This is a genomic window from Kineosporia mesophila, from assembly GCF_021129235.1.
Taxonomy (GTDB): domain Bacteria; phylum Actinomycetota; class Actinomycetes; order Actinomycetales; family Kineosporiaceae; genus Kineosporia; species Kineosporia mesophila.
Map to the genome: position 1 here is coordinate 57,654 of NZ_JAJOMA010000026.1, position 13,167 is coordinate 70,820.

The window sequence follows — 13,167 nt, forward strand, 5'->3', positions numbered from 1 at the left end:
CGGGGTAATCTGCGGGGATGACCGGTGACGACGAGCTGGCCGTGGCCGGCACCCTGCTGGCGGCCGACATCCTCGACCGCACCTGCACGAGCCGGGCGATCATGGATCAGGTGACGACCCGGTGGGGCACCCTGATCATCGCGGCGCTGATCAAGGGGCCGCACCGGTTCTCTCAGCTGCACGCTCGGGTCGACGGGATCAGCCAGAAGATGCTGTCGCACAATCTGAAGACGCTCGTGCGGGCGGGACTGGTGAACCGTGACGTGGAGCCCACCGTCCCGCCCCAGGTGACCTACTCACTCACCCCGATGGGTGTGAGCCTGGCCACCCCGCTCACGCAACTCATCCACTGGTTCGGGCAGAACGCGTCCGGCATTCTCGAGGCCCAGGCCGGGCACGACCGTCAGGCGGGCGAACTCAGCGCTGCCCGCCACTGACGTGGAGGTGGGCGCCCGTGATCCAGCGGGCGGCGTCCGAGGCGAGGAAGACCACGACCTGGCCGTAGTCGTCCGGCGTGCCCAGACGTCCGAGCGGGATCTGCGCGACGGCCTGGTCGGCCAGCGGGGAGCCGATGAAACCGCTGGAGCGGGTGCCGTCGGTGTCCGAGACGCTGGGGGCGAGGGTGTTCACCCGGATGCCGCGCGGGCCTAGTTCCCTGGCGGCGATCACGGTCGCCGCGTCGAGCGCTGCCTTGGTCGCCACGTACAGGCTGGCGTAGGGCGGCAGGGTGGTGGTTCCGGCGGTCGAGATGTTGATGATGGACGCGGGTCCCAGGTCGGTCTGCCCGATCAGTTCCTGCATGGTCAGCATGGGACCCCAGAAGTTCGTGTCCGCGTGCCGGCGGTACTGCTCGTCGGTGTAGGAGCCCAGCGGACCGAACTCGGAGATGGCCGCATTGTTGACCAGCACGTCCACTGTTCCGAAAGTCTCTCGTGCAGTGGCGAACAGGGCCTTGACCTCGTCACTCCGGCCGACGTCGGCGCGTACGGCCACGGCCCGGCCGCCGTTCTCGGCGATCTCTTTGACCACCCGGTCGGCGCCGGCCTCGTCGGTGCGGTAGTTCACGATCACGGCGGCGCCGGCCGCGGCCAGCTCGGTGGCGATGTGCGCGCCGATGCCCTTCGAGGCGCCGGTGACCAGGGCGATGCGGTTGCTCAGGGCGGTGGTGTTCATGGTGGCGAGGTTAGGAACTGCCCGATGATCGCGGAAGAAGGCACTTTTTGGTGAGGCGGTTACCTGAAGGTGAGCCTCCTGCACAGGGCCCCGGCTGGCCAGGGGGCTGAGGCCGAGATGTCACCGGGCGGGGTGATCCGCGGTGTCGGGGGCATCGGGTGCAGGCTGGTCGTCGCCGAGCTGTAGGTGGTTCTGCCAGAAGGGAGCGAGACCGATGTCGACCAACTGGGCGGCTCGTTGCACATCGGTGCGGACCCGCTGCGCGACCTGCTGGGGCGTTTGCGCATTGCGGGCGTGGTGGTGCAGGGACTGGGTCTGCACACGCCACAGGGAGATCAAAGCGTAGGCCGTCACCTGTATCTCCGGACTGGTGACAGGTTCTCCGGTGCGCCGGGCCAGGCCGTCGGCGGCGACCGTCACGAGCCGGTCGACACTGTCGCGGTGATGGGCCCGCAGCGACGGTGTCTGCTCGACGAGGTCGAAGAACTGCCGAGCGGCAGCCATGGCCGTCATTCCCTCGTGTGCGTTCTTGCTGTCAGCGAGCTCGCGAGTCCGGTCCAGCAGGACCACGAGCATGGCCTCGACCGGCGATCTGTCCGGGTCGGAAGCGGCGGCGCGCACGGCCTCGGCCAGCCCCTCCTCCTCGTCCAGCACGAGCGCTTCCTTGCTCGGGAAGTAATTGTGCACGGTCTTTTCCGAGACCTCGCAGGCCCGGGCGATGTCGGCCACCCGGACCTCGTCGAACCCCCGCTCGAGGAACATCCTCGTCGCGGTATCGGAGATCAGCCGGCGCATGCGCAGTTTCTTGAGTTCTCTCAACCCCTGAGTGGTGGCCCCGGGACGTCTCGGGGAGGGAGGTGCAGTCATGGAGGCAATCTACTACGGGTTGCGTAATTTTACCGACTAGGTAAATATTCACTTCATGAAGCGGTCGGGAGCTGCGACCGCGACGCCCGGTCGGCCCACCGATCACCTCACTCGATGTCCGCAGCTGGACCCCCGGTCGCGGCCATGCTTCAGGAGCCTGCTGATGAACCGTTCTCGTATCCTGATCTCCGGTGCCGGCATCGCCGGCCTGACTCTGGCGTACTGGCTGAACCGCTACGGGTTCCAGGTCACCGTCGTCGAGCAGGCCCAGGCACTGCGCGCCGGTGGTCAGGCGGTTGATCTCAAGGGCCCGGTTCAGATGTCCATCCTGCGAAAGATGGGCATCTTCAGCGCCGTTCGGGATGCCGACGTCCGTGATGCGGATGTGGCGATCGTCAACGCCTCCGGCCGCAGAGTCGGCCGGATCCCGGGCGCGTTGGGCGCCGGGGATGTCAATATCCCTCGCGGCGACCTCGTCGCCATCCTGTACGAGCGCACGAAAAGAGACTGCGAGTACCTTTTCGATGATTCCATCGCCACTCTGGCCGAGATGCCGCACGGTGTGGATGTCACCTTCCGGGCGGGTGAACCGCGAACGTTCGATCTGGTCGTCGGGGCGGACGGCATGCACTCCACGGTCCGCCGGCTCGTCTTCGGCCCCGAACGCGACTACGTCTCGCACCTGGGGGCCTACTACGTCCTGGCCGACCTTGATGTCGGACCCGAGATCGTCTCCTACAGCCAGCCCGGCCTGATGGTGACTCTGGGGGCGACCAAGGCGCCCGCCTTCCTGGCCTTCGCCTCACCTGTCCTGCCGTCCGCCCGTGGTGACGTCGACCTTCAGAAGCGGCAGACGGCGACCGCACTGCGCAACGGCCGTTGGCGTATCCCCGAGCTCGTCGCGCAACTACCCGGCGCGACCGGGTTCTTCATGGACTCCGTCAGTCGCGCCGTGGTCGGGAACTGGTCGCACGGGCGGATCGTCCTGGTGGGCGACTCCGCCTGGGGCAACACCCTCGGCGGTTACGGCACGGGACTGGCCCTGGTCGGGGCGTATGTCCTGGCCGGAGAGCTGGCTCAAGCGGGCGGCGATCATGCCGTGGCATTCGCGGCCTACCAGGAAAACTGTCGCGACCACGTTCGGGTATCCCAAAAAGTCAACGCGGCGAGGCTTCTCGTTCCCAGAACCTGGAGCGGGATCTATGCCCGCAATCTGCTCTTCACCGTGCTCGGGCTGGCCGAGCCGCTACTGAAGCTCCTCGACCGCCCGGCTTCCGGCATCACCCTCGAAAATTACGACCCCTGGGCGAAGCCCACTGATCCGCAAGGAGACGACCCGTGCCCCGCATGATCTCCGGAGGTTCCATGTCATCTGAAGCGACCAGGTCGTCGGCACGGCCACCGGCGCCGGTACTCGCCGCCACGGCGTGCATCTGGGCCGTCGTGGTACTCGGCATCATGGCTGTCGTCTTCATCGTCACGCTGTACTTCGAGCAGTACCGGTCGGAGATCGTGCCCCTGATCGTGGGACAGGTCATCACGGTCATCCTCCCGGCGGTCCTGACGGTCTTCATCACCGCAGGAGCTACCTGGGCCTGGATCCTCTACCTTCTGCTCAGCGTGGTCGGTGTCACGCTCCGGGGCCTCGGACTGGTGGAATCACTCTCCGCCGGCCTGATCGTCATCAGCGTGCTCCAGGCGGGAAGCATCCTGCTGACCCTGACAGCCATGGTGCTGTTGTCACGCCGCACGGTGCGTAGGTATTTCCGGAACGCGCGGGTGGTGCGACGGGGACGGGCATGACGTGAAAGACGGTGCGCCGCCGATGCGGATGCGACGACGCACCGTTCGTTCGATTCCGTGCGGTCAGCAGTACTCGTAGTGGTAGGCGGAGTTTCCGGCCGGGACGACCTCACGATCGCGCAGGATGATGGAGATGGCGCTGCCACGCGTCGAGCACGATTTCGTGTAGGCCGATTTCGCGTTGTCGGTGTACTCGATCTCGATCACGTTGTTGCCGTAGACGGCCTGGTAGTCGCCGCACTCGTTGTAGTCCGCGACGTTGCACTCCTCAGCGATGGCGAAGTCGAACTTGGCCGTGTCGCGACCGAGGGAGCCCAGTTCGGCGGTGTTCTTCTGGGCGATCGCCAGGCCCTTGGCGTGAGCCCGGGAGGCCAGGGCGGTAGCCCAGGAGATGGCATTCGTCTGGGTCAGGACGCCGTTCGAGCGGGTGTAGGAATCGATGTTGTCGGGCTCGACCGCCTGGAATTTCGAGGTCGCACAGCCGTCGATCCACGGGCCGACGATCGCCATCAGGGCATCGCGCTTGGCCGCGGTGGAGATGTCCATCAGATATTCGTCGGGCCAGTCCGGGTCGACCAGCAATGAGCCGTTCGACTTCTTCACCAGCAGGTCCGCGTGGTTGGTCGACCACCACGACCTGTCGTCGGGCTGGGTCTGGAACGCGTTGACGTAGCAGATGTTGTACTTGCCGCTGACCGGCTTCTGGGAGCGGTCACGGTCGACGATCTGCACGCTGGCGGCGGGGGTGTACGCGCCGCCGATCTGGTAGTCGAACTGGCCGTTGACGGGCGGTTTGACGACGGCGGCGGAGGCCGAGCCGGCCGAGACGAAACTCAGGCCGCCGACCAGGACGACCACCCCGGCGGCCCCGGCGAGTGCGAATCGGGAGCGCATTGACGAGAAAAGACGCATGTTCGTGTCCCTGCTGTGGATACCCCGCCTCGAGTGATTCTCTGGCGACCGGGCCGGGCCGAAGGATGCTCGGTGACGCATCCTCCGCCGGCTGGGCTCTCCACGAAACTGGGGAAAGCCTATGCACAGATGACTGTCAGGGATACCCAGAAACTGTTGATCTACGTGCATTTGGGAATAATTTAATCCCCGTTCCGGCGTAGGCTCTCCAGCGCCGCCGGTGTCATCGGGTGCCCGGCCAGCTGGGCGGCATGCAGGACCGCCCCCAGAACCGGCGACAGGATCGGGGTCTTCAGCTCACAGCCGACCGGTTCCAGTTCTCGCGCGAATGCCTCGTACACCTCGGGCACTCCCAGGACACCTCCGGAGTGGGACACCGGGAACGGTTCCCCGGCATCGAATCCCAGACGGCGGGCGGTCGTTCTCACCAACCGGGCGAGTTCGGTGCCGGCCTCGGCGATCAGGGCCCGCGCGGACTGGTCACCGGCCCGGGCCGCCTCGACCAGGGGCCTCGAGAGGGACGCGATCCGGGTCCGGTCGGCGTTCCACTCGTTGATGACCAGCCCGACCAGGTCCAGGTCGTCGTCCAGACCCAGGTGCTCGCGCAGGATCGGCAGCAGGGGGCCGGGCTCGGCCCGGCCGTCGCTCATCTGCGAGAAGATTCGCAGCGCGTGCACTCCGAGCCAGTAGCCGGATCCTTCGTCACCGAAGACCTCACCCCATCCGCCGACCCGGACGCCCTGGCCACCGCGTCGTCCGTACGTGATCGACCCGGTGCCACTGATCACGTTGATGCCGTCGGCCCCGGCCAGTGAGCCGGCCCAACCGCACACCGTGTCGTTGTCGCACCGGTACCGGTCGTGCCCGAGCACCGAGCGGGGAAGGCCTTCGATGATCGGGACGTCGGCCTTGTCCTCGCCGAAGCCGGGCAGACCGAGGAAAGCGAAAGTGATTTCTTGCGGGGATAATCCGGCACTGCGGCAGATGTCGGTCACGCCCTCGTGCAACACGGTGGCCATGTGCGTCAGCCGGTCGGGACCCACGCTGTACACGCTGCCGATCCGGCTCCCGGCCAGCACCGTGCCCTCCTCGTCGGCCAGACACAGTGCGGTCTTGGTGCCGCCGCCGTCGATGCCGAGGAACAGTCGCCGGCTCATGCGGGGAGCGGGTGCAGGGTCACGCCCTGGACGACCCGGTTCACCTGGCCGCCGGGAAAAGGGTTGTCCGAGCCGATTCCGTGGGCCAGGGAGAAGCGCAGGGCCAGTTCCTGAGCGGCCACCACGAAAACCGCGGCGAGCACTGCGTCGTCCACTGCTCCGAGACCGTCCGGCACCAGAGTCAGCCCGGTGGCGTCGCGGGGAGCGGACGCACCGATGACGAGTACCTGCGAACTGCCCAGCTGGGTGCGCAGTTCGGTGACGATGTCCTCGTCGTACAGGCGGGTGTAGGGGTCGTTGGAGAGGTAGACCAGCGCCAGGGTGGAACCGGTGAGCACGGCCTTGGGTCCGTGCCGGAACCCGAGGGCCGACTCGGCCCAGGTGGGCACCGCACCGGCGGTGAGTTCGGTGAGCTTGAGCGCGGATTCGCGGGCCAGGCCGGTGAGGGCGCCGCTGCCGAGGTAGACCACGCGCTCGAACTCGCGTGCGGCCAGCTGGGCGGCCAGGCCGTCCGGGCCGCTCATGACCGACAGCACCTGCTCGGCGGCGCGGGCGGCGTGTTCCATCCGGCCGGTGTTCCCACCCAGCACGATCCGGCAGGCCAGCAGCATGCTGGTGAAGCTGGAGGTCATCGCGAAGCCGCGGTCGTTGGTGCCCTCGGGCATGACGAGAACCAGCGAGCGCTCCGGCCGTTGCCGGGCCAGGGCGCCGTCCGGGTTGCACGTGAGGACGAGGTGGTGGACGTCCGAGAGCTGGCTCTCGGCGAACTGCACGGCGGCCAGGCTTTCCGGGCTGTCGCCGGAGCGGGCGAAGGAGACCAGGAGGGTGGGGACGTCTTCGGCGAAGATCTGCTGGGGATGGCTGACGATGTCGGTGGTCGGCACGGCGTCGACGCGACGGGACAGGGTGCGGCTCAGGCCCGGCGCCAGGACCTGCCCGGCGTAGGCCGAGGTGCCCGCTCCGGTCAGCACGATCCGCAGATCGGCCCGGCTCAGCAGCGGTTCCAGGAAGGCACGGACGGTGTCCGCCCGCTCCTGGAGGTCCTGGGCGAGGAGGCGCCAGACGGCCGGCTGGTGGGTGATCTCCTCGGCGGTCGACGCGGCGCCCAGGGCGCTCAGGTCTTCGGAACTCATCGGGAGTCCTTTCGGTGTGGTGGGGGCGAGGAGGGTGGCCGTGCGCGAAATGCGCAGGCATCTGCGCGTTTGTGATCACGATGAACTAGGGTGGGCAGATGCGTCAGGAAGATCGGCTGGGCCTCATCCTGGAGCGCCTCAGCCGCCAGAACACCGTCGGGGTGCCGGAGCTGGCCCGGGAGCTGGAGGTCTCGCAGGCCTCCGTCCGGCGTGACCTGGCCCGGCTGGAGGAGCAGAACCTGCTCACCCGCACTCACGGCGGCGCTGTCGCGAGTGGGGTGCTGTACGAGCTGCCGATGAAGTATCGCGGCGGACGGCGCCAGGATGCCAAACGCCTGATCGCCCTGCGGGCCGCGGAGCTGATCCCGGCCGAGGTCACGTCGGTGGCCCTGAACGGCGGCTCGACCACCACCGAGGTCGCTCGGGTGCTGGTCACCCGGCCGCGGCTGCGCGTGGTGACGAACGCGCTGAACATCGCCTCGGAACTGGCCGTCCGCACGCACATCGACCTGGTGGTGTGCGGCGGCAGCGCCCGGGCCGAGTCCTACGAGCTGATCGGCCCGATCGCCGAGGCGACCCTGAGCGGGCTGAATCCGGATGTCGCGGTCATCGGTGTGGACGGCATCAGCGCCCGTGTCGGCCTGACCACGCACCACGAGGTGGAGGCCCAGACCAACCGGGCCATGCTGCTCTCCGCCGAGATGGTGATCGTGGTCGCGGACGGCACCAAGGTCGGCCGCCGCTGCTTCGCCCGGATCAGTGAGATCACCGCGGTCTCCGACCTGGTCACCGATTCCACGGCCGACCCCGACGCGGTCGCCGAGCTGCGCCGGGCCGGTCTGCGGGTACACCAGGTCTGACCTGTTCACCAGGCGCTTCACCAGGCGCTTCACCAGGCGCTTCACCAGGCTCTTCAGGCCTGGAGTGAGGCCGGCAGCAGATCGGCGTGCGCGGCGAACATCGCCTCGGCCAGATCGGCGATCCGGCCGACGGGCAACTGCGCCGAGGTGGCGGGGTCGCACATCAGGGCCTGGACGACGTGGTCACGGCGGCCCTCGACGGCTGCCCGCACGGTCAGGTCGGCGACGTTCAGCACCGAGCGGTTGAGCGCCGCGCACTGGGGCGGCAGCTCACCGACGTACAGCGGCCGGGCACCCTGGGCATCGATCACGCACGGGACCTCGACCGGCGCCCCGGCCGGCAGGTTCGTGATCAGCCCGGTGTTCACGGTGTTCACCTGGATCACCCGGGGCCGGCCGGTGACGATCGAGTGAATGACCTGCGGTGCGTACTCGGCGGCCTCCTCCTCGGGTTCGGTGTACTCGCCGGCGTCGATCGACGCCTCCAGCTGGGCCACCTGGCCGGCGTTGCCGGCGCTGATCCCCACGTAGTCGCGCAGCGGGATGCGCAGGCGCTCGATCTCGGACTCGTCGTGCAGGTACCAGGGCACGTACTCGGAGGAGTGCTCGCTGGTCTCGGTCGGGTAGAAGCCCAGGCGGCGGTACATGTCCACGCGCACCCGGCGGCGCAGCTGCTCGTCGTTCGCGATCAGCGCGTCCAGCCGGGGGTACAGGTCCTCACCGTTGTGCTGCCACTCCAGCACCCAGGCCTGGTGGTTGACGCCGGCGCTGCGGAAGGTGACCTCGTCCAGCGGCGCGCCCACCAGCGCGCTCAGGTCGTGGATGGTCCAGTAGACGGAGTGGCACAGCCCCAGCACCTTCAGGTCGGGGGCCACCGCCTTGAGGTAGGCGACGTTCATCGCCATCGGGTTGGTGTAGTTCAGCAGCCAGGCCTGCGGGCAGACATCGAGCATGTCCTGCGCGAGGGCGGCCAGGAAGGGGAAGGTGCGCAGGCCCCGGAAGATCCCGCCGACGCCGAGGGTGTCGCCGATGGTCTGGCGGATCCCGAACGTCTCGGGCACGTCGAAGTCGGTGAGCGTCGCGGCGTGGCCACCGATGTTGACCACATTGATGACGAAGTCCGCACCGGCCAGCGCCTGGCGGCGGTCGGTGGTGGCGGTCACCGTGGCCCGGGCACCGTGGTGCCGGATCGTCACGTGGGCGATCTTCTCGGCCAGGTCGAGGCGGCGCTGGTCGATGTCGTGCAGAACGATCCGGCAGCCGGCCAGCTCCGGTTCGGAGACCAGGTCGCGCAGCAGTTGCCGGGTGAACTCCACCGAGCCCGCACCGACGAAACACACCACGGGCTCCGGCTTTTCGTGTGACATCGACGTGTTCTCCTCTGAACCCGGGCGAATGCCGTCACCGCGGACGGGTGACGGTAAGTGCCACAGGCCTGCTCGCGGCTCGATATTGATCGTTGTGAGCAACATACGATCAGAAATGCGCATCCTCGTCAATCCTCCGGATCGACCTCCGCGCCCCTTCGACCGCCTGGCCGCACCCGCGTCCGCAGTCTCGCCGTCGTCCTCAATTATCCCTGTTCCGAACCGGTGTGAGCAGCCGTGGGCCGAGTGGCCGGCCAGATTTCCGGCAGGTAACCAGTCGTTGACGGCCGAGAAGGGCGTGTGCAAGATTGCGCACACTGAATGAGCAAATCAGCTCGATGGTGTCGGTACAGACCGATGCGCGCACCCTTCAGGCCCGGAGGTCTGGTCGGTACGAGCGTCCCGGCACGGTGACTGCGTCCGTTCTCCCAGCGAAGAGAGTTCTCATGCGTCAACAGGGTCGTTTCGCAGTGACCTGTGCCGGTGCGCTGACGGTGGCCGTCGCACTGGGTGCTTGTGGAGGGTCGGGCGACGTCGACGACGGGACGGCGAAGATCACGCTCTGGCACGGGTACACCGGTGCGCAGACCGAAGCGATCACCGCGCTGGGCAAGCAGTGGAACGCCGAGCATCCCGACCAGGCGGTCACGCTCGTGTTCGACGGCGGGAACGATGACGTGCTGCAGAAGACGACCGCGGGATTCGTCGCCGGGAACTACCCCGACGTGGCGTACGAGTACGGTTCGTCGGTCGGGCCGCTGAGCCGTCAGCCCCGGCTGGCCGACCTGACCGAGCGCTCCCAGGACCCGGCCGTGGACTGGGACGACTTCTTCCCCGCGGTGAAGGATGCCTCGACGGTGAACGGCAAGGTCGTGGCCGTGCCGGCATTGGTCGACAACCTGGCGCTCGTCTACAACAAAGATCTCTTCGCCCGGGCCGGTATCGCCGAGCCCACCCCGGACTGGACCTGGCAGGACTTCCGGCAGGCAGCCGCCGCCCTGACCGACAAGGAGGCCGGTGTGTACGGCTGGTCGTACGTCAACGACGGTACCGAGGACACGGTCTGGCGCTACCTGGCGATGCTGTGGCAGGCCGGTGGGGAACTGCTGACCGCCGACAACAAGAAACCGGCGTTCAACTCCGCGGCCGGGCTCGCCGCCCTGAACCAGCTGCGCGACATGGCCGTCACCGACAGGTCGGTCTATCTCGACACCGGCAACCAGAACTACTCGAACCTGTTCGCCGACGGCAAGATCGGCATGTTGTGGACCGGTCCCTGGGACCTGAGCAGCTTCGACAAGGTTCACTACGGGGTCGTGCGACTGCCGGGGTACAACGGCAACCACGAATCCATCTCCGGGCCCGACCTGTACATGATGTTCAACCGCTCGGACCGCAAGACCGACACGGCCTGGGCGTTCACCACCTGGCTCACCTCACCGAAGGTGCACCTGGAGTACGCGATCCAGACCGGCGACCTGCCACTGCGCACGTCCGAGACGAAACTGCCCGAGTACCGCAGCACCTATCTCAAGAAGTATCCGGGCGCCGAGGAATTCACCGACAATCTCGACAACGTCCAGCACGCCCGGCCCAACATTCCTGAGTACTCGCAGGTTTCGCAGGCGGTCGGCGAGATGGTGCAGTCCGTGCTGCTGGGTCAGGCCCAGCCGCAGGAGGCGCTCGACTCCGCCACCGAGACCGTCCAGTCCGTGCTGGCCGGTTCGTGATGATCACCGCCTGGGCCCGGCGCCGGAGCACGGCCGACCATGTGTCCGGCTGGATGCTGGTGGCCCCCAGCGTCTTGCTGATCGGCCTGTTCGGGCTTGTCCCGCTGGTCTGGTCGTTCGCGATGTCGTTCCAGCGCAACGACTTGCAGACCCCCGCGGAGTGGGTCGGCCTGCACAACTACGACCAGATGCTCGGTGATCCGGTGCTGGTCGCGGCGCTGCGGCACACCCTGATCTACACCGTGCTGTTCGTGCCGCTCACCCTGGTCGGCTCGCTGGTGGTGGCCGGGGCCCTGAACCGGAATATCCGGGGGATCTCGATCTACCGGCTGGCCGTGTTCGTCCCGGTGATCACCTCGACGGTGGCGACCGGCGTCATCTTCAACTTCCTCCTCGATCCCGAGTACGGACTGGCCAACGGGCTTCTGGAGAAGGTCGGCCTCCCGGCCCAGGGCTTCTTCTCCGATCCGGACCAGGCGCTGTACGCCATGGTCGCGATGACGGTCTGGGGCTGGATCGGATTCGGTGCGCTGATCTATCTGGCGGCGTTGCAGTCGGTTCCGAAAGACCTGCTGGAGGCCGCGGCCCTGGACGGGTGCGGACCGGTGCGCACGTTCTGGCAGATCCAGGTGCCCCAGCTGCGTCCCGTCACCGCGTTCCTGACCACCTGGCTCATCATCAACGCCCTGCAGTTGTTCGACGAGGTCTACGTGACCACGAAGGGTGGCCCGCTGCACGCGACCACGGTGGTCGTCTACTACCTCTACCAGCAGGCGTTCCAGTACTTCCACGCCGGCTACGCCAGTGCCCTGGCCTGCCTGCTGTTCGTCGTGATCGTGCTGGTCACGCTGATCCAGATGCGACTCACCCGAGCGAACGACGAGAGCGGTGCGGCATGAGCGAGTCCTCGGTGCGCGTCTCGCGCCGGCCCAGCCCCTGGCACCTGGTGCTGATCCCGCTGGCCCTGGTGATGGCCGCCCCCCTGATCTGGATGGTGCTGACCAGCCTCTCGAGCGTGGCCGACACCCAGCGGTTCCCACCCGGTCTACCATCCGCGCTGCACTGGTCGAACTTCTCGAAAGCCTGGAACCAGGGGCCTTTCGACCGCTGGCTGGTCAACAGCGCGGTCGTGTCGATCGCCTGCGTCATCAGCAACCTGGTGCTGTGCAGCCTCGCCGCCTACGCCTTCGCCCGGATCCGGTTCTTCGGCCGGGGCGTCGTCTTCGTGCTCCTGCTGGCCACGCTGATGGTGCCGTTCCAGGTGGTGATGATCCCGAGCCTGGTGATCATGCGGAACCTCGGGCTGATCGACAGCCTCCCCGCCCTGATCGCCCCGAACCTGGTCACTCCCTTCGGCATCTACCTGCTGCGCCAGTTCTTCCTGTCCCTCCCGATCGAGCTGGAAGAAGCCGCCGTGCTCGACGGTGCGAGCCGCCTGAGGATCCTGCGCAGCATCCTGTTGCCGCTGATGGGCCCGCCCCTCTCCACCCTGGCGATCCTCACGTTCCTCACGTCCTGGAACGACTTCCTCTGGCCGCTCATCGTCAACACCTCCTCGGACGTCATGACGGTGCAGATCGGCCTGGCGTCCTTCCAGGGAGCCCACTTCACCAACTGGCCGGTCCTGATGGCCGGCACCCTGATCAGTCAGCTGCCGCTGATGGTGCTCTTCCTCGTCGGGCAGCGCTGGTTCGTCGCCTCCCTCGCCACCACCGGCATCAAATAGGCTGCCCGGCGATACCCCACGGACCCGGTGCTCCTGCCCGGCTTGGAGTCCCTGCACCGCGCCTGGCTCGGCGATGAGGACGAGTTCCAGGAACGCCTGCAGTTCGCCCTCCTCCGATGCGCCACCGATGCGAGGGCCAGAGCGGTAGTAGCAGAGGACGAGGTCATCGCCTGGGAGGGCGGCCCGGGAGCTGCGGTCATCAGTAGGTCACGGAGTTATCCGCATACGGTCATGCACGTCCACGACGGTGTCACCGGAGAACACCTGTACAGCTCCGCGCTCTGGCCAGATGAGGAGCCCTGGAGCCTGAACGCCCCGCAACATGCGGAAAGTCTGAGGCTGACGGCCCCGGACGGGGTTCCTGCCTGAGATCGAAGACCAGATCGCAGCCTCGCCGGCCGAGGCGTTGCCATCTTTTGCTGAAGTTGGCGTGATCGGG

The 13,167-nt window shown here is 67.4% G+C and carries 13 protein-coding genes; 7 read left to right on the plus strand and 6 right to left on the minus strand.

From position 1 onward, the window contains the following. The first annotated feature begins 17 nt into the window (after window positions 1-17). A complete protein-coding gene (locus tag LR393_RS28420; protein WP_231487972.1) occupies window positions 18-437 on the plus strand; it encodes a winged helix-turn-helix transcriptional regulator in 420 nt (139 codons plus the stop codon). Here LR393_RS28420 and LR393_RS28425 read toward each other — a convergent pair. Further along, window positions 418-1,173, minus strand: a complete 756-nt coding sequence (locus tag LR393_RS28425) for an SDR family NAD(P)-dependent oxidoreductase (RefSeq protein ID WP_231487973.1) — start codon at window positions 1,171-1,173, stop codon at window positions 418-420. The two genes, LR393_RS28420 and LR393_RS28425, sit on opposite strands and share 20 nt — an antisense overlap. A gap of 120 nt (window positions 1,174-1,293) precedes the next feature. Beyond that, on the minus strand, window positions 1,294-2,040 hold the full coding sequence (locus tag LR393_RS28430; RefSeq protein WP_231487974.1) for a TetR/AcrR family transcriptional regulator: 747 nt from the start codon (window positions 2,038-2,040) through the stop codon (window positions 1,294-1,296). 163 nt (window positions 2,041-2,203) lie between these two features. On the opposite strand from LR393_RS28430, the gene LR393_RS28435 reads away from it, so the two are divergent. Together LR393_RS28435 and LR393_RS28440 are read left to right on the plus strand one after the other, a co-directional pair. Further along, entirely contained in the window at window positions 2,204-3,391 is a 1,188-nt protein-coding gene (locus LR393_RS28435) for an FAD-dependent monooxygenase (RefSeq protein ID WP_231487975.1), read from the plus strand. Between the two features lie 14 nt (window positions 3,392-3,405). Next, window positions 3,406-3,843, plus strand: coding sequence for a hypothetical protein (locus LR393_RS28440; RefSeq protein ID WP_231487976.1), 438 nt, complete (start codon window positions 3,406-3,408; stop codon window positions 3,841-3,843). 63 nt (window positions 3,844-3,906) lie between these two features. Here the strand turns inward: LR393_RS28440 and LR393_RS28445 are convergent, their stop codons facing one another. The 3 genes from LR393_RS28445 to LR393_RS28455 all read right to left on the minus strand — a co-directional run bounded on the left by LR393_RS28445 (window position 3,907) and on the right by LR393_RS28455 (window position 7,045). Further along, window positions 3,907-4,737: an endo alpha-1,4 polygalactosaminidase gene (locus tag LR393_RS28445; protein ID WP_231487977.1), complete on the minus strand. Its 831-nt coding sequence runs from the start codon at window positions 4,735-4,737 to the stop codon at window positions 3,907-3,909. Between the two features lie 200 nt (window positions 4,738-4,937). Next, complete coding sequence (locus LR393_RS28450; protein WP_231487978.1) at window positions 4,938-5,912, minus strand: N-acetylglucosamine kinase; 975 nt, start codon at window positions 5,910-5,912, stop codon at window positions 4,938-4,940. Continuing rightward, window positions 5,909-7,045 carry an SIS domain-containing protein gene (locus LR393_RS28455; protein ID WP_231487979.1) on the minus strand — a complete coding sequence of 379 codons (1,137 nt, stop codon included), beginning with the start codon at window positions 7,043-7,045 and terminating at the stop codon, window positions 5,909-5,911. Before LR393_RS28455 ends, LR393_RS28450 begins: the two co-directional genes overlap by 4 nt. Window positions 7,046-7,143: 98 nt before the next feature. On the opposite strand from LR393_RS28455, the gene LR393_RS28460 reads away from it, so the two are divergent. Further along, window positions 7,144-7,905: a DeoR/GlpR family DNA-binding transcription regulator gene (locus LR393_RS28460; protein ID WP_231487980.1), complete on the plus strand. Its 762-nt coding sequence runs from the start codon at window positions 7,144-7,146 to the stop codon at window positions 7,903-7,905. 53 nt (window positions 7,906-7,958) lie between these two features. On the opposite strand, the gene melA is transcribed toward LR393_RS28460, so the two are convergent. Continuing rightward, entirely contained in the window at window positions 7,959-9,272 is a 1,314-nt protein-coding gene (gene melA / locus LR393_RS28465; protein ID WP_231487981.1) for an alpha-galactosidase, read from the minus strand. A gap of 446 nt (window positions 9,273-9,718) precedes the next feature. Between melA and LR393_RS28470 the strand changes: the two genes are divergently transcribed. The 3 genes from LR393_RS28470 to LR393_RS28480 are packed head-to-tail and all read left to right on the plus strand — an operon-like array spanning window position 9,719 to window position 12,728. Next, window positions 9,719-11,002, plus strand: coding sequence for an ABC transporter substrate-binding protein (locus LR393_RS28470; protein ID WP_231487982.1), 1,284 nt, complete (start codon window positions 9,719-9,721; stop codon window positions 11,000-11,002). Beyond that, entirely contained in the window at window positions 11,002-11,901 is a 900-nt protein-coding gene (locus LR393_RS28475) for a carbohydrate ABC transporter permease (RefSeq protein WP_231487983.1), read from the plus strand. Before LR393_RS28470 ends, LR393_RS28475 begins: the two co-directional genes overlap by 1 nt. Beyond that, window positions 11,898-12,728, plus strand: a complete 831-nt coding sequence (locus LR393_RS28480) for a carbohydrate ABC transporter permease (protein ID WP_231487984.1) — start codon at window positions 11,898-11,900, stop codon at window positions 12,726-12,728. The genes LR393_RS28475 and LR393_RS28480 overlap by 4 nt, the downstream gene beginning before the upstream one ends. Window positions 12,729-13,167: the final 439 nt, after the last annotated feature.